The following is a 24,355-nucleotide window of genomic DNA, read 5'->3' on the forward strand; positions in this document are numbered from 1 at the left end:
ACCGGTGCAGCGCGGCTCAGCCGCGGGGACCTGTCGCCAGCCGATCCATGATCTCGGCATGAAGTGCGGGGCCGGCGATGACCAGCCCATCCAGCCGTGCCTCGGGGTTATTGAAGCGCATCCGCTTGCCGCGCATGTCGGTCGCAACCGCCCCGGCGCGCTCGGCGATCAGCGTGCCGGCGGCGATGTCCCACTCCCAGGCTGAGCGCAGAGACATCGTCGCGTCGAACCGGCCCTCTGCGACGAGGCATAGCCGCCACGCCAATGAGGGTCTGAAGCTGCGCTTGAATTCTGGCGGGTGTTGACCGATCCAGTATCCCGGCTCCATCGCCGCCTTGCTGGTCAGCACGTCCGCCGAAGCGAGCCTCGCCTCGGTCGCGGCGATTTCCTGTCCGTTCAGCGTTGCGGGTCCGTCGCGATGCGCCGCATAGGTCAGCTCCATCTCGGGCAGATGAACCACCGCCGCCACGATCTCGTCCTCCCGCGCGACAGCCAGCGAATGCGAGAAACCCTGCTGCCCGTCGATGAAGGCGCGCGTGCCGTCGATCGGGTCGATGATGAAGCAATGTGTCGCATCCAGCCGTGCCGCATCGTCAGTGCTTTCTTCGGACAGCCAGCCATAGCCGGGCCGTGCGCCGATCAGCTTGTCGAGAAGATAGTCGTTCACCGCCAGATCGGCCTCGGTCACCGGGCCCGCGCCGGCGTCCTTTTCCCAGATGGCGGGCTCTTGCCGCCAGAAACGTCGGGCAATCTCTCCGGCGCCTTGCGCGGCCTCGATCAACAGCGCTAGATCACGCTCCGGCAACGGTCATTCCTTCCACGAGCAGGCTGGGAACACGAAAGGCGCGCCAGTCGCGCGCGTCATTGGCAGGGGTCAGCCGCAAGAGCATGTCACGCAGATTGCCAGCAATGGTGCATTCATTCACCGGATGGCTGATCTGACCGTTCTCGACCCAAAGTCCCGCCGCACCGCGCGAATAGTCACCGGTCGTCGGGTTGATAGAGCTGCCCAGCAACGAGGTCACGATCAAGCCGCGCCCCATATCCGAAATGAGATCATCGCGATTCCGCAGCCCTTCGCTGAGCACGATATTGGAGTTACCCGGCGAAGGCGGCGATCCGATGCCGCGCACCGCGCTCGCAGTGCTGTCGAGCCCCAGTTTGCGCGCCGTGGCCAGGTCCAGCGTCCAGCCGCGCAGCACACCATCGCTGACGATATCCCGAGCCTCGGTCGGCAGCCCCTCTGCGTCAAAGAGCCGCGAGGCCGACATGCGCGGCAAATGCGGGTTTTCATGGAGCGAGACGCCCTCGGGAAGAACCTGCATGTCCATCGCGGCGCGCAACCAGCTTGCACCGCGGACAATCGCGGTCCCGTTGATCGCCGCAAGCAAATGGCCGATCAGCCCCGACGAGATCCGTTCGTCATACAGAATCGGAAATGCCCCCGTCGGCGGCTTCCGCGCGCCAGCGCGGGCGACGGCACGTTCGCCTGCCAACATGCCGATCTCTTCGGGGGAGGGCATGTCCTCTTCCCAGATCCGGCCTTCGCCGGCATGGTCCCGCTCCATCGCCGCGCCGGATCCGCTGATCGCAGTGCAGCTGACCGCGTGCTGGCTGCGGCGATGCCCGCCCTCGAAACCGTTACTGAGCGCAAGCCATGTCTCACGCTGAGAATAATTCGCCCCGGCCGATTCGACCGTGCGAACATTCTGGACATCCATCGCCGCCGCTTCGGCCCGCAAGGCACGCTGTTCCAGCGTCTCCGGATCGGGTTCGGGACCGGGATCGAAAAGCTCAAGGCTGCTTGCGTCGGTATCGCCGGCAAGCTGGTCGGGATCGGCAAGGCCAAGGCTGTCATCGACAGGCGCGGCGCGGGCCATCGCGACGGCCCGTCTGGCCATGGTCTCAAGCGTCGCCTCGCTATGGTCGGCACCCGAGACGCTGGCCTGACGCCCACCGATCAACACGCGCAGCCCGATTTCCACACCTTCGGCCCGCTCGGCGTGTTCCAGCCGCCCGTCGCGCACATCCACCCCAGTCGCGGCCGCGCGGATGGCAATCGCCTCCGCCTCGTCGGCACCTGCGTCCCGTGCGGCTTTTAACAAGGAATTTGTTAACGATTTCAGCATGATGATCCTGCCAATCGGCACCCCTTCATCGAGCACTTCGGGCAAAGCTGCAACAAGATAATGACCGGACCGCCGCGCCGAGGCGGGGACCCGGTCCTGTCGACTGAGTCAGGTCTTACTTGACCTGCTGGCCATTGGCAAAGATCTCGCCGCCTTCGCGGAACTCTAGCTCGGTTGTCATGACCTCGGGATTCTCGGGATCAGCCTTGGCAAACATGGCCATCATCATGCGCGCCGCCATCACCTGATTCTCAGGAACCAGCCCGGCCTGTACAAGCGCGTCGATCATACCGTTCAGACCTTCGAAGCGACCGGAGATCGAGCCGACGGGAGCAGGCGTCTCGCGCACGTCGAGACCCGAGAGTTCACCCGAGAGCTGCGCATCCGCTCCGAGCATGGACAGAGAAATATCGTTGATGCTGAGCGTTTTGAAGGCGCCGACCTCGGCGCTTGGGCTTTCCGCGAAAGCCTGGTCGTCCAGCAGATCCAGATCGAGCACCGCGGTGCCGTCAATATCGATATTAACCGATGCAGGGTCGCGCGGCAGCGCCGATTGCGGATCGAAGAGCGACCATAGGCTGTCCGAAAGCTCCACCCCCTGAAGGCTGTAGACCGCGATGAAATCCTGCGGCTCGTCGCTGGCCATGACCGGCACTTCGACGCTGGCTTCGGTATTTTCGGCGCCATAGGACACCGGACCCGGAAGATTGCCGCCCTGCGCCTCGATCTGCGCGGGTCCGAAACGACCGCCATAGGCCAGATGACCGCCCGCCATGGCAAAGGTAATTTCGCCCTGCTCATTGGTTGAGCTGAACGAGCCGGCCTCAGCAGGATCGGTCGCGTTAATCTCGCCATTCGTTTCCATCGACTCGAAGCCGAACGTACCGCTGACATCCAGACCGGCGCGCATGGCCGCGGCGATATCTTCACCGAGGTTGGCGTCAGCAGGAATAAAGGATTGGCTCTTGATCGTCAGGCCATTGATCGTGGCAGAGCCGTCGACCGCACCGCCAGCAGCCTCATCCCCGAAAGCGAATTTCACATCAAGCGACGCGATTGTCCCGGATTGACCGACGCTGGTACCGTCCGATTCACTGAACCGGTCCGTGCCCGTGATATCGTTCATCGTAAGGCGAAGCGGAGCTTCCACAGTTGTCCCGTCCAGCATCTCGATGCGATCCACGACCGCTTCGACCACTGGGATATCGTAGTCATAAACCGTAGATTCACCATCTTCGCTGACAGTCATCGAGTCATCCTGAAGACGGACAGTAAAATTAATCTTGGTTGGGCCTTGAGGCACGTTGGAGGCGTCAAGCGGCATCTGCTGCGGCTCTGCCGTGTCAGCCTCGCCGGCCATCTCAGAGGCGTCATCGCCCGCCTCGGCCGCGTCCTCGGCGCCATCCAGGCTGTCGTCAGATACACTGTCCCCCGAGGGTGAATCTCCCGTATGCTGCGCATCGGCCTCAGGATATTCCATGGTGATAACGCCCGAGAACTCATCGGGGAGATCGACCGCGACGCTGCCATCGTCATTCGCTGAAAGCACGAACTGACCCATATCGAATTCTGTGCTGCCCTTCTCGCTGTCCTGCGAGATGATCACGTCATTCACGGTCAGCCGATCCCCGGAATCATCAACCGAACCGGTCTCGACCGTCATGCCGACCGTCTCGTAATAATCGGACAGCCGCTCCCACACCGATTGCGGAGTCACCTCCGCCAAAGCGGGATTGCTGGCCAAAATCAGGCCGATGGCGGTAGCGGAGGTAAGTTTGACGGCCATAAGGTCACCTTGAGTACTGTTATGGAATTTGAGAAACCTGCAACTTAACGCAGCAGAGCCTAGCGAGATGCCGAATGATCGTCCAGAAATGCGTCAACAATATCGTGACATTGGTTATCGATCGGCCGGAAAAGGCCAACGCGCTGAACGAAGAGATGCTGGTTCGGCTGGCGCAGGAACTCGATGCAGCGGCAAATTCGCCCGCTCGTGCGGTGATCCTGACCGGCAGGGGCAAGGTTTATTCGGCCGGTGCCGATCTTGACGAGGCGCGAGAGGGTCTGATCGGGTCGGAAAGCTGGGCGCGGCTGTCCGCGCGCATGGCAACGATGCCCTGTCTCACCATCGCGGCGATAAACGGCACAATGGCGGGCGGTGCCTTCGGCGTGACGATCGCCGCCGATCTGCGGATCGCAGTCCCCGAGGCCGAGATGTTCTATCCGGTCATGCGTCTGGGCTATCTGCCGCCGGATGGGGACGCGCGACGGCTTGCCTCGCTTGTCGGGCCGGCGCGGGCGAAGATGTTGCTGATGGCCGGGCAGAAAATCTCTGCGAGGGACGCATTGGGCTGGGGCCTCGTCGACCGGCTGACACCGCGCGATCAGCTGATCGATGACGCCATTGGGCTTGCCAAGGATGTCGTCTCGGCAAGCCCGGATAATGTCATGGCGATCAAGGCAATGATCGCCTGAGCGCAAGGGTCAGCCGTAGACGGATTCCTTGCCGAAATGCTTGGTCAGCGCGTAATAGATCACCGCGCGATATTTGTTCCGGTTCGAGCTGCCATAATCGTTCAGCACCTTCTTGATCGCCTCCATGAGCTGCGGGCCGTCCGCAAGGCCGAGCTTCTTGACGAGGAAGTTGTTCTTCACCCGCTCCAGCTCTTCCATGTCGCTGCCTGCGACGGTTTCGCTGTCGGCATTATAAATCGACGGACCACAGCCAATGGTGACCTTTGTCAGCAGATCCATATCCGGGGTCACCCCCATCTTCTCTTTCATGTCGGCCGCGTATTTCGCGATCATGTCGTCACGCTTGCTCATTCGATTAACCTCCTGTCAGGCATTTGATATTTGTCAAACACCTTCGGAGCCTAGAGTCGGTTTCCGCGTGGGTAAAGTCCTGAATTAATGAAATTATCCAGAAGTAACAACTGGATGACAAGCTGCATCACGAATCCTGCGCAGCAGATCGGCCGATCAGTAATCCCGCTCATAATAGAGACCGAGCGTGCTTTCGCCCTCACTATCGACCGAGCCGCGCGCGGTGACCGAGTTCGTCACATCGAGATTCAGGTTGATCTGGGTCTTGCCCTGATCGTCCAGCTCGACATCGGTATAGACGTTGCGGCTGAGATATTTGCCCGCGCGCACGGCGACGCTGCCATCCTCGTCCATGGTCAGATCAAGGTCGTCCAGCCCGGTCGCGTCGCGGATATTCCCGACCACGCCGATCCCGCCCCGACCGGCCAGAACGGCAATCGCATTGGCCAGCTGCGCCGCCTGAAGCGGGCTGATCTCGTCCAGACCCTGCCCAAAGAGCAGATAGGACAGGACCTCTTCCTCCGGCAACTCGGGATCGGATTCGAAGGTAATGTCGGGTTCGCGCACCTCGCCGTCGATGATGATGCGGATCGTGATGTCGTTTTCCTGATGCGTCGCTACCAGCCGGATCACCGGGATCAGGCTGCCCTGCAACTCTACCAGTCCCTCGGTCAGATCGAACCGCTTGCCCAGAAGATCGACGCGGCCCCGGATCAGGGAGAGATATCCGATCGGAACCGGGTTGCGGGCGTCCCCGGTCAGGCGCATATCGCCGCCAAGCTCGGCATCGACGCCGCGACCGCGCACGAAAATCTGGTTCGGCGCGTTGATGGTCAGATCGAAGCGCGCCGGGTTCGGCGGCGGCGTCGCCGCCGGTCCGCCCAGCTCGGCCTGTTGCGCAGCCAGGCTGCCATATGGCTCCAGCCCGGCCTTGGCGCGAGTGGCGGCGGCCTGCCAGCTGTCATTCACATGCTGAATGTCGGGAATGTCCTGCGCGCCGCCCAGACCGGTCGAGGGGATGCGGAACTCGGCCTCGAGGATGTTGATCGTCCCGCTCACCAGCGGGCCATCCGCCGCCACGCCGGTCACCGAGACGGTGCCGTCGGCAGTCAATTCGTACAACGCGGGATCTCGGATCACGGCCTGATTCAGCCGGGCGGTCAGGTCCAGAACCGGCGCGCCGCTGCGCAGATCGACAGCGCCATCCACCGCAACAGACCCGCCAGCGCTCAAAGCGCCGTCCACGTCGAGATTAATGAGCCCCTGCGCCAGCTGCGCGGTCAGATTCAGGTCTTCCACCGTCAGCCCGATCGCCGGTTCGGCAAGCCGCCCATCATTCAGATTGACCTGCCCGGTCAGCGACTCGAGCCCCGGCGCACCCTGCATGCGAAGATCGAAATCGACCGGACCCTCGATGCTGCGCGTCCGAAGCAGCCCGTTCGCCGCCGCGGCGTTGCTGATCCCCGACATGCGCAGATCGGTCGCCTCACCGGCAAGCAGCCCCGAAAGCTGCGCCTGCGTGCCGCCCGGACCGCTGACTGCAATATCGAGCTGCGTTCCGCCATCGACCTGCTGCACCGTGCCCACTGCTTGCGCCGGGCCGTCGATCCCCGGCACCAATGGTGCCAGATCCGCCAGACGAGCGTCCAGGTTCAGGCCCTGCGCAGGATTGCCATCGGCAATGATCTGGATTTGGCCGTTCCGCGCATCCAGGCGTTCAAGCGTGATGCCGCTTTCATCCTGCACCGCCACCAGCTCGGCCCGTGTCTGGCCGGAAAGCAGGCCGTCCACCCGCTCATTCCCGATGCCGAGTCCGTTTGCAGTGGCCTGGGCCGCGATCCGGCGCCCGCCATTCTGATCGGTGATCTGTGCCGTAGCGTTCACCGAGCCGCTATATCCGGGGCCGGCAAATCCGATGCTTGGGACCGAAAGATCGATATCGATATCGGTCTGATCCGGACCATAGACGCCTTCCGCGGTTGCGGTGAACTGGCCATTGCTGGCCCGCGCCGCCTCCAGCGCGATCACAGGCCCGTCGCGGCTTCCGCTTGCGGTGAACCGGGTCTGGCCGGCAAGCGCGGCATCTAGCTGAGCCACCCCAACGCCGATATTCGTCCCGGTTCCGGTGATCTCGAAGCTTTGCACCCCGCCCTGATCGACGAGCTGCGCATTCGCCTCGACGGCGCCGCCGAATTGCGGGCCAAGGAAAGAAAGATCCCGGCTGATCGCCTCGGCCTGAAAACGGGTCTCGCCGCCGCCAATCACGCCGTCGCCCGACAGGGAGAGTTGCGGGTTTTCGGCATCCAACCGGCTGATCGTGATCCGGCCGCCATCCTGAACCGCCTGCGCGGCAAAGCGCGTCTCGCCAGCCAGCGCCGCATCGGCCTGGGCGCTGCCGATGCTGAGATCCTGCGCCGTCCCGCTCACATCATAGCTGCGCCCCTGTGGCGTATCCTGAATCTGCGCCTCGGCATCGACCGCACCGCCGAAACCGCCGCCGAGAAATGCCAGATCCCCCGCCTGCAATTCAGCGTCGAGATCGGTCTGGCCGTCGCCAAATGTCCCCGAGGCGCTGCCCGAAAGATTCGGATTGTCGATCTGCGCCGATTCAAGCGTGATCAGCCCCTCTTGCTGCGTGCCGGTCGCCCGGAACCGGGTCTCACCCGAAAGCGCCCGATCCGCCCCCGCCTGGCGGAGCGCCAGATCCGAGGCGATCCCGTCGACCGTAAAGCTGCGTGCGCCACTGCCATCGTCTTGAAGGCTGGCATCGGCCGACAGCGCGCCCGACATGCCAAGCCCGAGCGCCGACAGGTCAGTCATCTCGATCTCGGCATTGGCATCGGTGCCCGATGGGCCGATCATCCCTTCGGCATTGATCAGGGTCTGATCATTGCTCAGCCGTGCCTGCTCAATCGTATAGCTGCCGTCGCGCTCAACCGCCGAGACGTTGATATCGGTCGTCCCGGTCAGCGTTCCGGCATTGCCCTGCTGACCGAGCGCAAGATCCTGCCCCTCCCCGGTCACGGTCAGGCGCCGGGCACCGTCGCCTGTATCGGCGAAGCTTGCATCCACATCGAGAGCGCCCTGCAAGCCAAGACCGAGCGACGCGAGATCGCTGACTGAGATATCCGCAGTCGCGTTGGTGCTGGCCTCGCCGATCTCGCCCTCAGCCGAGGCGGTGAGCTGTTCGTTGCGGACATCCGCCCGCTCGATCCGTATGGCCCCATCGCTGGCTTGCTCGGCAATGATGTCGATCACGGTCGTGCCGGTCAGAGCCGCATCGGCCTGTTCCTGACCCAGCTTGATATTCTCGCCCGTGCCGTCGATCTCGATCCTTCGCGTCCCGGCAGCGTCAGTGTCGATCTCGGCGGTCGCGTCCAGCGTCCCGGACCAGCCCTGACCAAGCGCGGCGAGGCTGGCAATCTGGGCAGAAGCTTCGCCGTTCACCGCACCCTCGACAAGCTGGCCTGACGCGTTCGCAGAAAGCTGCTCGTTCGACACATCCAGCGATTGCAGCGTCAGCGCGCCGTCGGGCTGCTGCTGCGCACGCATCTCGATCCGCGTCTCCCCGCTCAGCGCGCCATCGACATTCTGCTGACCGAGCGACAGATCCTGTGCCAGCCCGTCGACACGGATATTCCGCAGACCGTTTGCCGCCTGATCCAGCACCGCATCTGCCGTAAACGATCCCTCCCAGCCGCGCCCCAAGGCCGCCAGCGCGGGGATCTGAAGCTGGGCCCGCATGTCGGTGCCATCCTCGGCGATCCGCCCGGAGGCAGTGGCATCAAGCTTATCGTTCTCGACGCTGAGATCGGAAATCTCGATGCCATCGGCGTTTTGCGTTGCGTTTACCGTGAATTCCGTATCGCCACGCAGCGCGGCATCCAGATCGGCCTGCCCGACCGAGAGATCCTGACCCGTGCCGGTCACGGTGATATCGCGGATCCCGGCCTCTGTCTCGATTTGCGCAGTCGCGTCAAGAACACCGGCGAAGCGGTCGCCCAGCGCGGCGAGATCGGAGAAATCGAGATCGAACCGCGCATCCACATCGCTGCCCGCAATGGTCCCGGTGCCGTCAAGGGTCAGCTGGCCATTCTGAAGCTGAAGCTCGGTCAGATCGAAGCTGCCTTCGCCGTTTTCGCGCAGCGCGGCGGTCAGATCGGTTTCGCCCGCGAAAGCGCCATCCAGCGCGTCAATCCCGGTGCGCAGTCCCGCTGCCTGCCCGGTCACGGCGAGCTGCCGGGCGCCCGTGGTTCCCGTCAGCCGGGCATTCGCGCTCAGCGCCCCTTCGAAGCTGGGATCGAGATCGGCCAGCGTCGGCACATCGAAATTCGCGGTCAGATCGACCATATCGTCGTTGATCGTGCCCGCTGCGTCCAGCGAGATGCGCTGCGCATTCACCGACAGATCCCGCAGTTCAGTGCCATCCTCGGTGCGCCCGGCCGAGACGGTGATCGTCGACTCGCCGGACAGAAGATTGTCGAGGCGCGGATCATCCACAGCCAGATCGGTGCCGGTGACGGTCCCGTCAATGTCGAAAGCGCCGGTCAGCGCCTGGAAATAGCCGGTCATATTAGCCTCGGCCCGGCCCGACAACGAGCGGCCGGCCAGTTCGGACAGGTTCGACAGATTGTCGTGCCGTGCCACGATGCCGGACGTGGACAGCACGATCCCGCTGGCGAGCCCGTCGACGGTCAGCGCACCGTCCAGGCCGTAATCCTTGCCGCTGATCTCCATCGAGCTCAGCCTCAGCACCTGCCCTGGCGTGAAATCGAAACCTGTCACGCCGCTGATCCGGTCGCCGACGACATTCTGAATGCGCTCGCTGACCAGCTCGATCCCGCTGGCATCGAAGCTCAGGGTGCCGTCGATCTGCTCCAGCGTGTCGCCCTCGGCGAGTGTCACCTGACCCTCGCCATCGAGGTCGAGGCGCGAGAGCCGGGTCGTGTCGCGATCGATCTCGGTCAGCCAACCGCTCAACGCCCAGTCCGAACCCTCGGCGGCGTTATACCCCACGTCCAGATTGCCCGATAAAACAGTGATCGGCGGGTCGACGAAGGGTATTGTGACGGGCAGGGTCTTTGCGCCGGCCTCCTGACCGAAATCGACGTTGAGGTCCAGCATCTGCGGCGCATTCTGGTCATTTGTCGCCAGGCTGCCGCTGATCTTGAGCGCGTCTGTGTCGAAATCCAGCGCATCGACTTCCAGCCGCCCGCTATCGGCGCGCCAGCCGCTGGCGACGATCTGGGTGCTTTCCCCGAAGAACTCCCTGTTTTCGGGCGGCAGAAGCGTCGCCACGTCGCCACCCAGCGTCAGCTCGAAGCTGTTGCCGTTCGCGTCGCCGCGCTCTTCGGCGAGGAAGGTCAGATCGCCGGTGATCCGTTCCACTCCATCGGTCGCGAGCTGGATATCGGCCTGATAATCGCTCAGAGGGCCCTCGCCATTGATTTGCGCGGTGACGGCGGGGCGGCCTTCGAGATTGGCGATCCGGCTGAAGATCCCGTTAGGGTCCTCGTCAAGCGACAGGTCGATATTCAGCACCCGGCTGTCATTGTCGAAGCTGCCGTCAAAGGTGAACTCGCCCTTCTTGCCGTCAATGCGGCTGATGACGACATCGGCGACGCCTTCGCCACCCGCCAGCGACATCGACCCGCTCACCGTGATCTCTGCTTCCTCGCCGAGCAGCGGGCTGCCCAGGACGACGCGGCCGGCCTCGATCTGTTCGATGGCGATGCCCACGGGCAGTTCAGGCAACGAGAAGCTGCGGGCCTCGGCGCGGGCTTCTTCTTCTTCCTCACCCACCGGAGGGCGCGGGATCTCGATCAGATCGGCGGTCAGTTCGCCGACCTCGACCCGGCCTCGCAGAAGTGCAGAGCGGTTCCACTGGATTGCGCCGTCGCGCAGCGTCAGCCAGACGCCATCCGCATCTGCGATGGTGATGCTGTCGAAGGTTGCACGCGATGACAGCGCCCCGCGGAAACCGTCGATCTCGACCGAGCGGCCTGCATTTGACAGGCGGCTTTGCAGAAACCGGGTGAGAAACCCCTCATCGTCGGATTCCTGTTCCGAGATTTCCGCGACTGTCGCGTCTTCGTCAGGATCATCCTGCGCCAGAGCGCCGAGGGGCAGCATGACGACCAACGCCAGCCAGATGAGGATACGCTGGATCATCAGAATGCCTGCCCCAGCCCGAGATAAAGCTGCACCTTGCTGTCATCCTCGTCCCCCTCGATCGGGGTAGCGACGTCAAAGCGGATCGGGCCGATGGGCGTGTTATATCGGACGCCGACCCCCGCCCCTGCATGCCATTTCGTCTCACCGTTCCAGGCGGCGTCGTTCCAGATCTGTCCGGCATCGACAAAGGCGACCGCGCCGATATTCTCGCGAAGCTGATAGCGGGTCTCGAAATTCAGGTTCACGATGCTTTGCCCGCCGACATAGGCTTCGTCATCCGTGCCGAGCAGCGGCACATCGAAGCCGAGCGATTCGTAGGGCTGCCCGCGAACGCTGCCGCCGCCACCCGAGAAGAACAGATAATCCGGCGGGATCTCCAGGATCTGTGGCCCCAGAACCGTGCCGAGCTTCGCGCGCCCCGCCAGGGTCAGCTTATTCTCAGCAAGGAAGCTGCGATAGATGCGCCCCTCACCCGACAGCTGCACGCCGGAACCGGTATCCTCGAGCCCCAGAAACGGTGCCACCTCCCCTTCGAGCCAGAACCCGTCCTTGGCGTTGTTCATGTCGTCGCGGCGGTCCCACGTCACACCGCTTGGCAGCGAGACAGTCTCGTAATCATAATAGCCCGAGCCGTAATTCACCTGCGACTTGGTATAGCGCAGCTCTGTCTCTGCGGTCAGCCGCTCGCTGCGGATATAATTGAACCCCAGCCCGATCTGGGCGCTTTTCTTGTAATATTCCGGCTCGTTCTCCTCGGAGAGCGACAGGTCGATAAACCCCGTCACATCGGGATGTAGCGTGGCCGGGCGGTCGATGCGGATGTCGAATTCGTAATCCTGCGCATCGGTATCGGACTTGATATCGCTCACCTCGGCACCGATGCGGAAACGCTCACCCCCGCCCAGCAGGTTGCGATGCAGCCAATAGGCCGAGATCATCGCGCCATCCGTGTTCGACAGCTCGAATGCAGCGCCGATCCGGCGCGGCTTCTGCTCGACCACCGTCAGGCCCACATCCATTGAATTGTCGGGGTTCAGCGTCTCGGCCTCGACCAGAGTGATGGCCGAGAACACGCCCGAGCGGCGCAGACGTTTGCGCACGGTTTCCAGCTTTTCGGGATCGAATTCTTCGCCCTCCGGATAGCCCGCGATCTTCAGCAACCGCCGGGTGCTGAGCCGTTGGTTACCGGTCGCCTGAAGCCGGCCGAATGTCACGGGCGGGCCGGGGTTCAGATCGACATCCGATTCCAGCCGCGAGACGTTGTGATCGGCGATGATCTCCTGCCCGGCGACACGGGCTTTTGCGTGGCTGTTGTCACGCCAGTCGCTGATCGCGCTGGATGTTGCCCGTTTGATGATGCCGGTGCCCGCGGTTTCGCCCACGGCATATTCGTCGATGGGCGCGGTGCCGGGCACGAGCGGGTCGATATCGGCGCGCGCGAACTTGAAGCGCGGACCGGGATCGACTGTGACGACGACATTGCCGACATATTCCGGCGCATCCAGCGGCGCGATCTCTGCCGCCTCGACCCCGTCCAGCGTGATATTGATGATCGTCGAGAAATACCCCTCGTCGAACATCACCCCGAGAACCCGCGCATAATCACCCCGCGCGGCCGCCAGAATATCCTGCCCGGTTCCGCGGTTTTCCTCTAGCGCGCCCGTGATCAGCGATGCGCTGCGCAGCTGACCCTCCAGATCCTCATCGCCGTTCACGATCACGAAATCCAGCTCGACCGGGGGGCCGAGCACCTCGCCCTCGTCATTCGTCACCGGCTCTTCGCGGCCGTTGAACAGGCGCGAAATTCCGGCAAACGGGTTAGAGGACGACGCGGATTGTGCCGCGGCATCCACAGCCACGATGGCTGCGGCCACGATGCTGACGACGGCAACCGTTGCGGTCCGCTGCATACCTGCCCCTCTTGCCCAGTGCTACTTTTGTTGCAGCTTCCGGCCATGAAATCCAGAGATCACATGGGCCGGCAAGCAAATATCACGTGATCGCGGCCAGACAGCCATGCAGTGCGGCCATATCGTCGCGGATCAGCAGCAGGGGCGTGTTTTCGGTGATGTGGCGCATATAGGGCTCGGCCAGAAACGCACTTTCAAGCTGTTCGCTGCGATGAGCAAAGCTGCGTGCCACCGAACCCGCCAGATACATCCCGTTCAGCGGCATGAACCGCAGCGCAAGCTCGCGCAGGACTAGGCCGAACAGCTCGGTGAAGATGCGATAGGTCTCCTCGGCCTGCGCGTCGCCCTGCATCGCCGCGGTCGAGATCGCTTCGGCGCGCGCCACCTTCACGCCATGCAGCGCGTGATGAAGCTGCGTCAGACCGCGCCCGGCGAAGGTTTCCTCGGTCGAAAAGAAGGCCGGCATCTCATCTGTCCCGACACGCTCTGCCAGACGAATGGCGATGTTATGGGGCAGGCTCGTATGGCCTTCTTCGGCCTCCTGGCAGGTGATGGCCCCACCGGACAGATGGCGCACTCCGCAGACATTGAATCCGGTGCCGGCGCCCACCACGAGCGATTGCCCGTTCAGATCGCGATGCGCCGGTGCCGGTCGCAGCAGCGATACCCCGTCCTGGCCGAGCCGTGGCGTGGCATAGCCAAGCGCCATGAGATCGTTGATCAGCCTCACATGATCGGCATCGGTCAGCCGCGCCAGCCGATCCTCCGAGAAATCCCAGTCGCGATTGGTCAGCTCGGCCTTGCCACCCGAGACCGGGCCCGCCACCGCGACGCAGACCGCGGTCAGCCGCGGGTTGCCCTGCCCGGCGAGAAAGGTCTGCACGACACGGTCGAAGCTGTCGTAATCATCGCCGCGATACCGCGTCACGCTGTCACCGTCGATCACGCCGTTCCGCGCGATGGCCAGTCGTGCATTGGTCCCGCCGACATCAGCCAGAAGCATCGCCATGGTGAGCCCCCCTTATTCTGATCGAAACCTCCGATACGCGAGGCATCACGCGCGTGCAAGTTGCCGGGCTTCATTGAATTTTTACGGGGCCGGTGCTATCGGCTTTTGAGCATAAAAGGGGCCTCCCATGACAGACTATACGATCAAGGACATTTCTCTGGCCGATTATGGACGGAAAGAGCTTGATATTGCCGAAACGGAAATGCCGGGCCTCATGGCGCTGCGCGACGAATATGGTGACAGCAAACCGCTGAAAGGCGCGCGGATCGCGGGCAGCCTTCATATGACCGTGCAGACAGCGGTGCTGATCGAAACGCTGGTCGCGCTTGGCGCGGATGTGCGCTGGGCATCGTGCAACATCTATTCGACGCAGGATCACGCGGCGGCGGCTATCGCGAAATCGGGCGTGCCGGTTTTTGCGATCAAGGGCGAAACGCTTGAAGAATACTGGTCCTATACCGACCAGATCTTCCGCTTCGGCGAAGGCACCGCCAACATGATCCTCGACGATGGCGGTGACGCCACGCTGTATATCCTGCTCGGCGCTCGCGTCGAAACGGGTGAGGACGAACTGATCTCGACCCCGACCAGCGACGAGGAAGAGGCGCTGTTTGCCCAGATCCGCAAGCGGCTGGAGGAAAGCCCCGGCTGGTTCACTCAGCAGCGTGACGTGATCAAAGGCGTGTCCGAGGAAACCACCACGGGCGTGCATCGTCTCTATGATCTGCACAAGAAGGGTCTGTTGCCCTTCCCGGCGATCAACGTGAACGACTCTGTCACCAAGTCCAAATTCGACAATAAATACGGCTGCAAGGAATCGCTGGTGGACGGCATCCGCCGCGCCACCGATACGATGATGGCCGGCAAGGTCGCGGTGGTCTGTGGATATGGCGATGTCGGCAAGGGCTCGGCGGCGTCGCTGGCCGGGGCAGGCGCGCGGGTGAAGGTGACCGAGGTCGATCCGATCTGCGCGCTTCAGGCCGCGATGGACGGTTTCGAGGTGGTGACGCTGGAAGAAGTCGTTGCCTCTGCCGATATCTTCGTGACCACGACGGGCAACAAGGACGTGATCCGGCTCGAGCATATGCGCGAGATGAAGAACATGGCCATCGTCGGCAATATCGGCCATTTCGACAATGAAATTCAGGTCGCGGCGCTGAAGAACCACAAATGGACCAACATCAAAGACCAGGTGGACATGATCGAGATGCCCTCGGGCAACCGGATCATCCTGCTGAGCCAGGGCCGGCCGCTGAATCTCGGCAACGCCACGGGGCACCCGTCCTTCGTGATGTCGGCCAGCTTCACCAATCAGGTGCTCGCCCAGATCGAGCTGTGGACCAAGGGCGACGAATACCAGCCCGGCGTCTATATCCTGCCCAAGCATCTCGACGAAAAAGTCGCCATGCTGCACCTTGAAAAGGTCGGCGCCAAGCTGACCAGCCTTTCGGCCGAACAGGCCGACTATATCGGTGTGCCCAAGGACGGGCCTTTCAAATCGGATCATTATCGGTACTGACATGAGCGAGTATAATATTTTTACCTCGGAGTCCGTCTCTGAGGGCCATCCCGACAAGATCGCGGACCAGATCTCCGACGCGGTGCTGGACGCGATCATCTCTGAGGACCCGCGCGCCCGGGTCGCCTGCGAAACCATGGTGAAAACCGGCGTCGCGATCATCTCGGGCGAGATCACAACCTCGGCATGGGTCGATCTGGAAAGCATCGTCCGCGATGTCATCAACGATATCGGATATAACTCCTCCGATGTCGGCTTCGACGGCGCGACCTGTTCCGTCATCAACATCATCGGCAAGCAGTCGCCCGAGATCAATCAGGGCGTCGACCGCGAAGCTCTGGAAGAGCAGGGGGCCGGCGATCAGGGGCTGATGTTCGGCTATGCCTCGGACGAAACCGACGTGCTGATGCCGGCGCCGATCACCTACGCGCATCGCCTGGTCGAACGCCAGTCAGAGGTGCGTCGCAACGGGCAGCTCGACTGGCTGCGGCCCGACGCGAAATCTCAGGTCACCTTCCGCTATGACGATGCAGGGCAGGTGGCCGGTGTCGATGCGGTGGTGCTTTCGACGCAGCACAATCCGGACATTTCGCTGGAAAACCTCCGCGAGGCTGTCATCGAAGAGATCATCAAGCCGGTTCTGCCTGCCGAATGGCTCTCGGGCGAGACGAAATATTTCATCAACCCGACCGGCAAATTCGTCATCGGCGGCCCGGTCGGCGATTGCGGCCTGACCGGGCGCAAGATCATCGTCGACACCTATGGCGGCATGGCCCGCCATGGCGGTGGCGCATTCTCGGGCAAGGACCCCTCGAAGGTCGACCGCTCCGCCGCTTATGCCGGTCGCTGGGTGGCTAAGAACATCGTCGCCGCGGAGCTTGCCAAGCGTTGCGAGATCCAGGTCAGCTATGCGATCGGCGTGGCTGAGCCGACCTCGATCTCGCTGAACTGCTTCGGCACGGAAACCGTCCCGATCGACAGGATCATCGCCGCGGTGCGTCAGGTCTTTGACCTGCGTCCCTTCGCCATCATCGGCGAGCTGGACCTGCTGCACCCGATCTATCGCGCCACCTCGACCTATGGGCATTTCGGCAAGGCTCCGACCGATATCAGCTATGCCGGTAAGATTCATCGCGGCTTCACCTGGGAAGACACGGGCCGGGCCGAGGCATTGAAGGCCGCGATCTAGGCCTTCTGCTGCGAGCAGGGCAGAGTGAGCCCGGAAACTGCCTAGGGGCCTTTATGGCCACCCCGCAGAGATACCGAAATCAAAAGGCCCGGATACAGCGACATATCCGGGCCTTTATCATTGCGATCGATAGCGTTTACTTGAGTTCGTCCACCGAGTTGATGACCTTGCCCAACAAACCGTATTCCAGGGCTTCCTCGGTATTCAGCCAGAAGTCGCGCTGTGTATCTTCCTCGATCCGCTCGACGCTCTGGCCGGTGGCCTCGGCAAAGATCTGGTTCAGCCGTTCACGCATCAGCCGGACCTGTTCGGCCTGGATCATCATGTCGCTCGAAGTGCCGCCGATCCCGCCCGAGGGCTGGTGCAGCAGAAAGCGCGTGTTCGGCAGGCAATAGCGATTCTCTTTCGCCGCGCCAACGAAGATCAGCGCCCCGGCCGAGGCAACCCAGCCGGAACCGATGCAACGCACCGTCGGCCGGATGAACTTGATCATGTCATGGATCATGTCGCCCGATTCGACATGCCCGCCCGGCGACGAGATCAGCATGGTGATCGGGTCGTCGCTTTCCTCGGCCAGCGCCAGCAGATGCGCCACGGTGCGTTGCGCCAGCTTGTCGTTGATCTCGCCCGCGACGATCACATTGCGCGACTTGAAGTAAAGCTTGCCGATATTGCCGGGATCCGGAAGGCCGAGCCCCTCCTGCTTTTCGTTATCTTCCTCACGCTCGTCTTCGTCGTCCAGCCTGTATTGGGGCATATTGTCCTCTCGCTTCTGATTTCTGTGCGGCGCGGCGGGGCTCACGCGGCGGGGGTAGAGCTCACGCCGACCTTGGCCGGGCGCAGCAGCCGGTCATGCAGCATGAAACCAGGCTCCATCAACTGAATGATTTCGCCCGCTTTCGTATTGGGCACCGGCGCCTCGAACATTGCCTCGTGAAGCTGCGGGTCGAACTTTGTGCCGTTCTCTGGACGCAGCACGGTGATGCCGTGCTTGCCGAAAACATTGCCAAGCTCTCGCAGCGTCAGCTCGACGCCTTCCAGCAGCGCAGCATTGGCACCACGCTGCTCATCGGGCACGGCATCGAGAGCGCGGTGGAGATGGTCGTAGACCGGCAGCAGGTCGCGGGCGAGGCGGGTGCCACCGTATTTCTCGGCGTCCCGACGCTCTTTGTCGGCGCGCTTGCGGGCATTTTCCGCATCGGCAAGCGCGCGGACGAAACGGTCGCGCAGCTCGTCACGCTCGGCCTTCAGCTGCGTTACCTCGTCGTCCGGATCGGCCAACGGGTCCATGAAATCCTCGTCGAGGGGGAAGTCCTCAGGCGGCTGCCCATCGGGGTTCTGATCGCTCATGCTCTTCATCCTTTCGGGCCGGACAGCACCCGTCCGACCAACTGCGCAGTGTAATCGACGATTGGCACGATCCGCCCATAATTGAGCCGCGTCGGGCCGATCACGCCCACCGCGCCAATGATCTTTCGGTCGGAGTTCATATAGGGAGAAACCACCAGAGAGGAACCCGAAAGTGAAAAAAGCTTGTTTTCCGAGCCGATAAAGACGCGGACCCCATCGCCGCCTTCGGTGAGGTCGAGGAATTGGGCGATGTCGCGCTTGCGTTCGAGATCGTCAAACAGCTCGCGAATGCGGTCGAGATCGGCGGCTTCCTCGCCGATCAGGTTCGCGCGGCCCCGGACAATCAATCTTGCGTCGGAGGCGGCACTTTCCCATGTGGCCAGGCCCTGCTCGATGAGGGTGGCGGCGAGCGCGTCCACCTCGCGCCGGCGCGCCCTGATTTGACTGGAGATATGGCCGCGAAGCTCGGTCAGGGTACGACCCTCGGCGAGCGCGTTCAGGAAATTCCCGGCTTCGCGCATCGAGGAGGGCGTCTGGCCGGGTGGCGGCGTGAACAAACGGTTTTCGACATGGCCGTCGGAAAAGACCAGCACCACAAGCGCCCGGTCCGGCCCGAGGCTGACGAATTCGATATGCCGGATCGGCGCCTCGTGTTTCGGGGTCAGCACCAGGCTGGCCCCATGTGTCATTGAAGACAGCGCGCCACCGACACGGTCGAGAAGCCCGGTCACGTCACCGGCATCGCTCCCCATTGTCTCTTCGATCCGCGCGCGGTCCGTCGGCGCGACGGGGTCGACCTCCATCAGACCATCGACGAAGAGCCGCAACCCTTGCTGGGTCGGTCGGCGTCCGGCCGAGATATGCGGCGCATCCAGGAGGCCGAGATATTCCAGATCCTGCATGACATTGCGGATCGTCGCAGCGCTGACTTTCTCTGACATGTCGCGGGTCAGCGTGCGCGAGCCGACCGGCTCGCCGGTTGTCAGATAGGTTTCGACCACACGGCGGAACACCTCGCGCGAGCGGTCGTTGAGCTCATCAAGCAGGGGCCGGTTGGTCATGCGGGGTTGCGTCCGTCCTTGGCGGGCCTGTAATTGGACGCAGAAAGAGGAAAGGAAATCCGATGCGTCCTTCGGGCCGAAACTTAAGCGAAATGCGGCCGATTTCAATCGAGACTGGCGTGATGGGTCATGCCGAGGGCTCCTGCCTCATCAAGGTCGGCGGGACCCATGTGTTGTGCAGCGCTTCGATCGAGGAAAAGGCGCCTCCTTTTCTGCGGGGCTCGGGCCAGGGTTGGGTCACGGCGGAATACGGTATGCTGCCGCGGGCGACCAATACGCGCAATCGGCGCGAGGCGGCCTCTGGCAAACAGGGCGGAAGAACCGTTGAAATTCAAAGGCTTATCGGAAGATCACTGCGCGCGGGCGTCGATCGGCAGGCCTTAGGAGAGCGGCAGATCGTGGTGGATTGCGATGTGATTCAGGCAGATGGCGGCACGCGCTGCGCGTCGATCACCGGCGGCTGGGTCGCGCTTCGGCTCGCGGTGAACAAGCTGCTGGATGCGGGGATGGTGACCTCAGATCCGCTCCTTGATCACGTCGCCGCCGTCTCTTGCGGCATCTATGCGGGCCAACCGGTGCTGGATCTGGACTATGCCGAGGATAGCGAGGCGGGAACGGACGGTAATTTCGTGCTGACCGGAGCCGGTCAACTGATTGAGGTTCAGATGTCTGCGGAGGGCGCAACCTTCAGCCGCAACCAGATGAACAACCTGCTGGATCTGGCAGAGACTGGCGTCGCCGAGCTGACATCGGCACAGAAAGCAGCGATCTGATGCGGCGTTTCGAGGGCGAGAAGCTGTTGGTAGCTACGCATAATGCCGGCAAGCTCGCAGAGATGAAGTCGCTTCTTGCGCCCTATGGTGTTGAAGTTGTCGGCGCGAAGGAGCTTGATCTCGCCGAACCGGTCGAGACGGAAGACAATTTTGCCGGTAACGCAAGGATCAAGGCTCATGCCGCGGTCAAGGCGACCGGTCTGCCGGCTCTTTCGGATGACAGCGGGATCAGCGTCGACGGGCTGGACGGCGCGCCTGGGGTCTATACCGCCGATTGGGCCGAGACCGGTCAGGGCCGCGATTTCGGTATGGCGATGGCGCGGACCTGGCGCGAGCTCGAGGCGCGCGACGCTCCCTACCCAAGGACCGCGCAGTTTCGGTGCACTTTGGTTCTGGCCTGGCCTGACGGGCATGAAGAGCTTTTCGAAGGTGTCCTTCCGGGACAGGTGGTCTGGCCACCAAAGGGTGCTGAGGGCCACGGCTACGATCCGATTTTTCAGCCGGATGGGCAGGACGTGACACTTGGCGAAATGAGCCCCCAGGACAAGAACCGCATCAGCCACCGCGCCAGGGCGGTGAAGAAGCTCATCGAGACCTGTTTTGCCTGACGGCATCCCACCTGCACTGCGGCGCTACGGCGAAGCAATTTGCCGTCTCTGTCTTACCCGATGACCGAGGGCTGGCAAGCCGGGGGGTTCGGGCTTTACGTGCACTGGCCTTTCTGCGCGTCGAAATGTCCTTATTGCGACTTCAACAGCCACGTGGCCGGCGTCATCGATCACGCACGATGGGATCGGGCTTATCGCGCCGAAATCGCTCGCTTCGCATCGCTGACACCGGGCCGTGTTCTGAACAGCGTCTTCTTCGGCGGTGGCACACCGTCGCTCATGGCGCCTGAGACCGTGGCCGGGGTGATCGAGACTGCGCGCGCAAGCTGGAGCTTTGCCAATGATATCGAAATTTCGATGGAGGCAAATCCCGGCAGCGTCGATGCCGGGCGCTTCCGGGCCTATGCCGAAGCCGGGGTCAACCGGCTCTCGCTTGGGGTGCAGGCGATGAATAACGACGACCTGCGGCGGCTTGGGCGAATGCACAGCGTTGCAGAAGCGCGCCGAGCCTTCGATCTTGCGAAGGAAAATTTTAGGCGCGTCAGTTTTGATCTGATCTATGCGCGTCAGAGACAGACCCGCGAAGCGTGGCGCAGTGAACTTACAGAGGCGGTCTCGATGGCCGTCGATCACCTATCGCTTTACCAGCTGACCATCGAGGACGGGACGATCTTTGCTGCGAGACAGCGCTCGGGGCATTTGCGCGGCTTGCCAGACGACGACGTCGCCGCAGATATGTATCTGGAAACTAATGATTATCTCGCTTCCTTGGGGATGGAGGGATATGAAATCTCTAACCATGCACGGCCCGGAGCCGAATCGCGCCATAATCTGATTTACTGGCGCCAGGGCGACTGGGTTGGTATCGGTCCAGGGGCACATGGACGGCTGAGCAGCCAGACCGGACGCCATGCCAATATTGCGGAGCCGTTGCCGGGAAAGTGGTTGCGGTTGGTGGACGAGGCTGGCAATGGCGATATCGACGCAGAGACCCTCACACGCGACGACGTAGCGGCCGAGTATTTGTTGATGTCGATGCGGCTTGCGGAGGGTATGGATCTGGCGCGATACAAGGATAAGGGCGGCAGACTTGATCATCCACGAGTGGACCAACTGATCGCCGATCATTTGCTGGAGATCGCGGATGGCCGCGCGCGGGTGACGCGGCAGGGTCGCCCGGTTCTGAACTATGTTCTGCGGCAGATGGTCGGCTGATGAGGTTAGTCTATCTAGCCATCGGGTGGGTTGCGGTCAGCTGCGCCGTCGTCGGTGCGTTCCTGCCAATTCTTCCGACCGTGCCTTTTCTTCTCGTCGCGCTGTGGGCGTTCAGCCGATCGTCCGAGAAGCTACGCCAGCGGCTGCTCTCTGATCCGGTGTTTGGTCCCGATATCCGGAGGTGGCAGGAACGGGGGGCGATACGCCGTTCGGCCAAGGTCATGGCGGTCGCAGCCATGACAGGCAGCGTGGTGATCGCCTATTTTCTGGATGTGCCGCATCTTTTCCTGATTGCACAGGCAACGATACTTGGCCTCGTAGCGATCTATATCGTTACACGGGCCGAGGCTTAGGCGCTTCCCGCAAGGATCTGGCAAAGCCGGTCGAGCTGTTCCAGATCGCGATACGTGATCTCCATTTTGCCGCCATCGGTGCCGGCATGTTTGATCCGGACACGCATATTGAGCGTTGCGGTCAGGTCACCCTCCAAGGCTCGCGTGTCGGCATCTTTCTCGTCAACTTGCCGAGGACGCGATAGCTTGGGCGACCTCTCTCGCATCATCGCTTCAACTTCACGAACGGAAAGGTCTTTGTCGATGATCTTTCGGGCAAGTGCGGTGGGATTTTCGGCTGTAATCAATGCGCGCGCGTGACCAGCGCTGAGCTTTTCTTCCCGCACCCAGTCCTGAACCTGGTCAGGCAGGTTCAGAAGACGAAGGAAATTTGCAATATGGCTTCGGCTTTTTCCGAGAGCTTCGGCGAGCTTTTCCTGAGTATGCCCGAAGCGCGTCATGAGCTGACGATAGGATGCGGCCTCGTCTATTGCGTTGAGGTCGGCGCGCTGAATATTCTCGATGATGGCAACTTCCAGCATTTCGGCGTCGCTGAAGTCACGCACCAGGACCGGAAGCTCGTGCAGCTGCGCAAGCTGCGCAGCGCGCCAGCGACGCTCGCCGGCAACGATCTGATAGATGTTTTCGTCGTCTGGATGGCGGCGGACGATAAGCGGTTGGATCACACCTCGGTGGCGGATCGAGTCGGCGAGCTCGCTCAGGGCCGCCTCGTCGAATATGCGGCGAGGCTGGTCGGGGTTTGGTGTGATTTGCTCAATCGGCACGGCGGATGCGTTGCCGCGCGGTTGCGACGTGGCGTTACCCTCGTCAGTCTGGAGGTCCGCCATAAGCGCCGAAAGCCCCCGGCCAAGGCTGCTGCGTTTGTTCTGGCTCATACTTGCATCTCCATCTGCCGGCTGAGGAATTCTTGGGTAAGCGCCTTATAGGCACGGCTGCCCGATGACGCAGGGTCATAGATGGTGACCGGAAGCCCGTGGGAGGGAGCCTCCGAGATACGGACATTTCGTGGTATGATGGTGCTATAGACCAGTTCGCCCAGCGTCGCCCTCGCGTCAGCCTCGACCTGTTGAGACAGATTATTCCTGCCATCATACATCGTGAGAATCACCCCATCCAAGCGGAGGTCGGGATTTGCGCCCTGCCGAACCTCCCGGACAGTCATCAAAAGCTGCGACAAACCTTCGAGCGCATAAAATTCGGCCTGTAGCGGGACGAGAACCGATGTAGCGGCGACCAGCGCGTTGATCGTCAGAAGACCGAGCGCGGGTGGGCAGTCGATGAGGATGTAATCGAAGTCCTCATTATCCGCCAAAACGGTTTTAAGCAGGCGAATGCGGTCTGGCTTCGACGCGAAATCAATATCGCCGGAGCTGAGATCCGGTGTCGACGGAACCAGAAAAAGCCGTTCGATAACGGTTTCGACCACTGTTTCGGCGAGCCGGTGCTGTCCTGACAGCAGATCATAAGACGTCGCAGCCCGGCCTTTCACCGGGCAGCCAACCCCCGTCGAGGCATTTCCCTGCGGATCCAAGTCTATGATCAGGGTGCGATTGCCCTTCGCAGCAAGCTCGGAACCCAAATTGACCGCTGTGGTGGTTTTTCCGACACCACCCTTCTGGTTGGCGACGGCGATCACGACGGTATCAGTCATTTTGCTCGATATTCCTCAGTTGAATGACAGCAGAGGCGGCGTCAGTCACACTTTGGTAGGTTTCTATGTCGAAGCGCCAAGAGCGTCTAGCCTCTTCGACTTCACGTTTCCAATTTCGGCCTTTGAGCAGCCATGTCGCACCGTCGCGCGACATTAGCCGATGGACATGGGGAAGCAGAGCTTTCAATGGGGCTAGGGCTCTGGCGCTCACGAATTGATGATCGCCAGTCGGCAATGATTCAATCCTTTTGGCGGTAATCGCGAGATTGGGTAGGGACAGTTCTCGCGCAACGGTTCTTAGGAACGCGGCCTTTCGCGTGTCGCTTTCGACGAGTTCGAATTCAACGTTCGTTCCGGCGGCCATGATGGCAATCACAACACCTGGCAAACCGCCTCCGCTGCCAAGATCCAGCCAGCGCCCGTCTGTCGGTGTGGCCAGCGTGTAAAGTTGCGCAGAGTCGCTGATATGCCGATGATGAATCGAATTGATCGTGCTAGGAGCAACCAGATTTATGGTCCGGTTCCACTTGATGAGCAGATCTGTATAAGCATCAAGCCGGCGCTTTGTTTCACGTGAAACACTCAATG

Annotated in this window: 20 protein-coding genes; 7 read left to right on the forward strand and 13 right to left on the reverse strand. The window is 62.1% G+C overall.

Features of this window, described 5'->3' with window-relative positions:
- Nucleotides 1-16: 16 nt before the first annotated feature.
- The 3 genes from PAF18_RS12760 to PAF18_RS12770 all read right to left on the reverse strand — a co-directional run bounded on the left by PAF18_RS12760 (nt 17) and on the right by PAF18_RS12770 (nt 3,915).
- Entirely contained in the window at nt 17-805 is a 789-nt protein-coding gene (locus PAF18_RS12760; protein ID WP_271116080.1) for a 3'(2'),5'-bisphosphate nucleotidase CysQ, read from the reverse strand.
- Entirely contained in the window at nt 792-2,129 is a 1,338-nt protein-coding gene (locus PAF18_RS12765; protein ID WP_271118133.1) for a TldD/PmbA family protein, read from the reverse strand. Before PAF18_RS12765 ends, PAF18_RS12760 begins: the two co-directional genes overlap by 14 nt.
- Nucleotides 2,130-2,244: 115 nt before the next feature.
- Nucleotides 2,245-3,915 (reverse strand): DUF2125 domain-containing protein, encoded by a 1,671-nt coding sequence (locus tag PAF18_RS12770; protein ID WP_271116081.1) that lies wholly within the window; start codon nt 3,913-3,915, stop codon nt 2,245-2,247.
- A gap of 74 nt (nt 3,916-3,989) precedes the next feature.
- Between PAF18_RS12770 and PAF18_RS12775 the strand changes: the two genes are divergently transcribed.
- On the forward strand, nt 3,990-4,604 hold the full coding sequence (locus PAF18_RS12775; protein ID WP_271116082.1) for an enoyl-CoA hydratase/isomerase family protein: 615 nt from the start codon (nt 3,990-3,992) through the stop codon (nt 4,602-4,604).
- Nucleotides 4,605-4,613: 9 nt separating this feature from the next.
- On the opposite strand, the gene PAF18_RS12780 is transcribed toward PAF18_RS12775, so the two are convergent.
- From PAF18_RS12780 to PAF18_RS12795, 4 genes are all read right to left on the reverse strand, one after another.
- Nucleotides 4,614-4,955, reverse strand: a complete 342-nt coding sequence (locus PAF18_RS12780) for a DUF2853 family protein (RefSeq protein ID WP_271116083.1) — start codon at nt 4,953-4,955, stop codon at nt 4,614-4,616.
- A gap of 156 nt (nt 4,956-5,111) precedes the next feature.
- Nucleotides 5,112-11,126, reverse strand: a complete 6,015-nt coding sequence (locus tag PAF18_RS12785; protein ID WP_271116084.1) for a translocation/assembly module TamB domain-containing protein — start codon at nt 11,124-11,126, stop codon at nt 5,112-5,114.
- Nucleotides 11,126-13,039 carry an autotransporter assembly complex protein TamA gene (locus PAF18_RS12790; RefSeq protein ID WP_271116085.1) on the reverse strand — a complete coding sequence of 638 codons (1,914 nt, stop codon included), beginning with the start codon at nt 13,037-13,039 and terminating at the stop codon, nt 11,126-11,128. Before PAF18_RS12790 ends, PAF18_RS12785 begins: the two co-directional genes overlap by 1 nt.
- A gap of 82 nt (nt 13,040-13,121) precedes the next feature.
- Nucleotides 13,122-14,048: a glucokinase gene (locus tag PAF18_RS12795; protein WP_271116086.1), complete on the reverse strand. Its 927-nt coding sequence runs from the start codon at nt 14,046-14,048 to the stop codon at nt 13,122-13,124.
- 127 nt (nt 14,049-14,175) lie between these two features.
- On the opposite strand from PAF18_RS12795, the gene ahcY reads away from it, so the two are divergent.
- Together ahcY and metK are read left to right on the forward strand one after the other, a co-directional pair.
- Nucleotides 14,176-15,567, forward strand: coding sequence for an adenosylhomocysteinase (ahcY, locus tag PAF18_RS12800; protein WP_271116087.1), 1,392 nt, complete (start codon nt 14,176-14,178; stop codon nt 15,565-15,567).
- A 1-nt stretch (nt 15,568) separates the two neighbouring features.
- On the forward strand, nt 15,569-16,756 hold the full coding sequence (gene metK, locus PAF18_RS12805) for a methionine adenosyltransferase (protein WP_271116088.1): 1,188 nt from the start codon (nt 15,569-15,571) through the stop codon (nt 16,754-16,756).
- A 136-nt stretch (nt 16,757-16,892) separates the two neighbouring features.
- Here metK and PAF18_RS12810 read toward each other — a convergent pair whose 3' ends face one another.
- The 3 genes from PAF18_RS12810 to hrcA all read right to left on the reverse strand — a co-directional run bounded on the left by PAF18_RS12810 (nt 16,893) and on the right by hrcA (nt 19,167).
- Complete coding sequence (locus PAF18_RS12810) at nt 16,893-17,513, reverse strand: ATP-dependent Clp protease proteolytic subunit (protein ID WP_271116089.1); 621 nt, start codon at nt 17,511-17,513, stop codon at nt 16,893-16,895.
- 41 nt (nt 17,514-17,554) lie between these two features.
- Complete coding sequence (locus PAF18_RS12815) at nt 17,555-18,046, reverse strand: nucleotide exchange factor GrpE (protein ID WP_271118134.1); 492 nt, start codon at nt 18,044-18,046, stop codon at nt 17,555-17,557.
- 65 nt (nt 18,047-18,111) lie between these two features.
- A complete protein-coding gene (hrcA, locus tag PAF18_RS12820; protein WP_271116090.1) occupies nt 18,112-19,167 on the reverse strand; it encodes a heat-inducible transcriptional repressor HrcA in 1,056 nt (351 codons plus the stop codon).
- Nucleotides 19,168-19,229: 62 nt separating this feature from the next.
- Between hrcA and rph the strand changes: the two genes are divergently transcribed.
- The 4 genes from rph to PAF18_RS12840 are packed head-to-tail and all read left to right on the forward strand — an operon-like array spanning nt 19,230 to nt 22,116.
- Nucleotides 19,230-19,940 (forward strand): ribonuclease PH, encoded by a 711-nt coding sequence (gene rph / locus PAF18_RS12825; protein WP_271116091.1) that lies wholly within the window; start codon nt 19,230-19,232, stop codon nt 19,938-19,940.
- Nucleotides 19,937-20,548, forward strand: a complete 612-nt coding sequence (gene rdgB, locus PAF18_RS12830) for an RdgB/HAM1 family non-canonical purine NTP pyrophosphatase (protein WP_271118135.1) — start codon at nt 19,937-19,939, stop codon at nt 20,546-20,548. Before rph ends, rdgB begins: the two co-directional genes overlap by 4 nt.
- A gap of 60 nt (nt 20,549-20,608) precedes the next feature.
- Entirely contained in the window at nt 20,609-21,763 is a 1,155-nt protein-coding gene (gene hemW / locus PAF18_RS12835; RefSeq protein WP_271116092.1) for a radical SAM family heme chaperone HemW, read from the forward strand.
- On the forward strand, nt 21,763-22,116 hold the full coding sequence (locus PAF18_RS12840) for a YbaN family protein (RefSeq protein WP_271116093.1): 354 nt from the start codon (nt 21,763-21,765) through the stop codon (nt 22,114-22,116). Before hemW ends, PAF18_RS12840 begins: the two co-directional genes overlap by 1 nt.
- Here the strand turns inward: PAF18_RS12840 and PAF18_RS12845 are convergent.
- From PAF18_RS12845 to rsmG, 3 genes are read right to left on the reverse strand one after another with little or no spacing between them, the layout of a single operon-like run.
- Nucleotides 22,113-22,991, reverse strand: a complete 879-nt coding sequence (locus PAF18_RS12845; RefSeq protein ID WP_271116094.1) for a ParB/RepB/Spo0J family partition protein — start codon at nt 22,989-22,991, stop codon at nt 22,113-22,115. The two genes, PAF18_RS12840 and PAF18_RS12845, sit on opposite strands and share 4 nt — an antisense overlap.
- The gene (locus PAF18_RS12850; protein WP_271116095.1) at nt 22,988-23,767 is read right to left on the reverse strand and encodes a ParA family protein; all 780 of its coding nucleotides are present in this window, start codon (nt 23,765-23,767) and stop codon (nt 22,988-22,990) included. The genes PAF18_RS12845 and PAF18_RS12850 overlap by 4 nt, the downstream gene beginning before the upstream one ends.
- Entirely contained in the window at nt 23,760-24,353 is a 594-nt protein-coding gene (gene rsmG, locus PAF18_RS12855; protein ID WP_271116096.1) for a 16S rRNA (guanine(527)-N(7))-methyltransferase RsmG, read from the reverse strand. The genes PAF18_RS12850 and rsmG overlap by 8 nt, the downstream gene beginning before the upstream one ends.
- Between the last annotated feature and the right edge of the window lie 2 nt (nt 24,354-24,355).

The organism is Paracoccus sediminicola (assembly GCF_027912835.1).
In the GTDB taxonomy this organism is placed as follows: domain Bacteria; phylum Pseudomonadota; class Alphaproteobacteria; order Rhodobacterales; family Rhodobacteraceae; genus Paracoccus; species Paracoccus sediminicola.

Excerpts from the sequence above, each read along its gene's own strand:
- PAF18_RS12765 (WP_271118133.1), bottom strand. The coding sequence starts at position 2,129 with ATGCTGAAATCGTTAACAAATTCCTTGTTAAAAGCCGCACGGGACGCA.
- PAF18_RS12770 (WP_271116081.1), bottom strand. The coding sequence starts at position 3,915 with ATGGCCGTCAAACTTACCTCCGCTACCGCCATCGGCCTGATTTTGGCC.
- PAF18_RS12775 (WP_271116082.1), top strand. The coding sequence starts at position 3,990 with ATGATCGTCCAGAAATGCGTCAACAATATCGTGACATTGGTTATCGAT.
- PAF18_RS12780 (WP_271116083.1), bottom strand. The coding sequence starts at position 4,955 with ATGAGCAAGCGTGACGACATGATCGCGAAATACGCGGCCGACATGAAA.
- PAF18_RS12785 (WP_271116084.1), bottom strand. The coding sequence starts at position 11,126 with ATGATCCAGCGTATCCTCATCTGGCTGGCGTTGGTCGTCATGCTGCCC.
- PAF18_RS12790 (WP_271116085.1), bottom strand. The coding sequence starts at position 13,039 with ATGCAGCGGACCGCAACGGTTGCCGTCGTCAGCATCGTGGCCGCAGCC.
- PAF18_RS12795 (WP_271116086.1), bottom strand. The coding sequence starts at position 14,048 with ATGGCGATGCTTCTGGCTGATGTCGGCGGGACCAATGCACGACTGGCC.
- ahcY (WP_271116087.1), top strand. The coding sequence starts at position 14,176 with ATGACAGACTATACGATCAAGGACATTTCTCTGGCCGATTATGGACGG.
- metK (WP_271116088.1), top strand. The coding sequence starts at position 15,569 with ATGAGCGAGTATAATATTTTTACCTCGGAGTCCGTCTCTGAGGGCCAT.
- PAF18_RS12810 (WP_271116089.1), bottom strand. The coding sequence starts at position 17,513 with ATGCCCCAATACAGGCTGGACGACGAAGACGAGCGTGAGGAAGATAAC.
- PAF18_RS12815 (WP_271118134.1), bottom strand. The coding sequence starts at position 18,046 with ATGGACCCGTTGGCCGATCCGGACGACGAGGTAACGCAGCTGAAGGCC.
- hrcA (WP_271116090.1), bottom strand. The coding sequence starts at position 19,167 with ATGACCAACCGGCCCCTGCTTGATGAGCTCAACGACCGCTCGCGCGAG.
- rph (WP_271116091.1), top strand. The coding sequence starts at position 19,230 with ATGCGTCCTTCGGGCCGAAACTTAAGCGAAATGCGGCCGATTTCAATC.
- hemW (WP_271116092.1), top strand. The coding sequence starts at position 20,609 with ATGACCGAGGGCTGGCAAGCCGGGGGGTTCGGGCTTTACGTGCACTGG.
- PAF18_RS12840 (WP_271116093.1), top strand. The coding sequence starts at position 21,763 with ATGAGGTTAGTCTATCTAGCCATCGGGTGGGTTGCGGTCAGCTGCGCC.
- PAF18_RS12845 (WP_271116094.1), bottom strand. The coding sequence starts at position 22,991 with ATGAGCCAGAACAAACGCAGCAGCCTTGGCCGGGGGCTTTCGGCGCTT.
- PAF18_RS12850 (WP_271116095.1), bottom strand. The coding sequence starts at position 23,767 with ATGACTGATACCGTCGTGATCGCCGTCGCCAACCAGAAGGGTGGTGTC.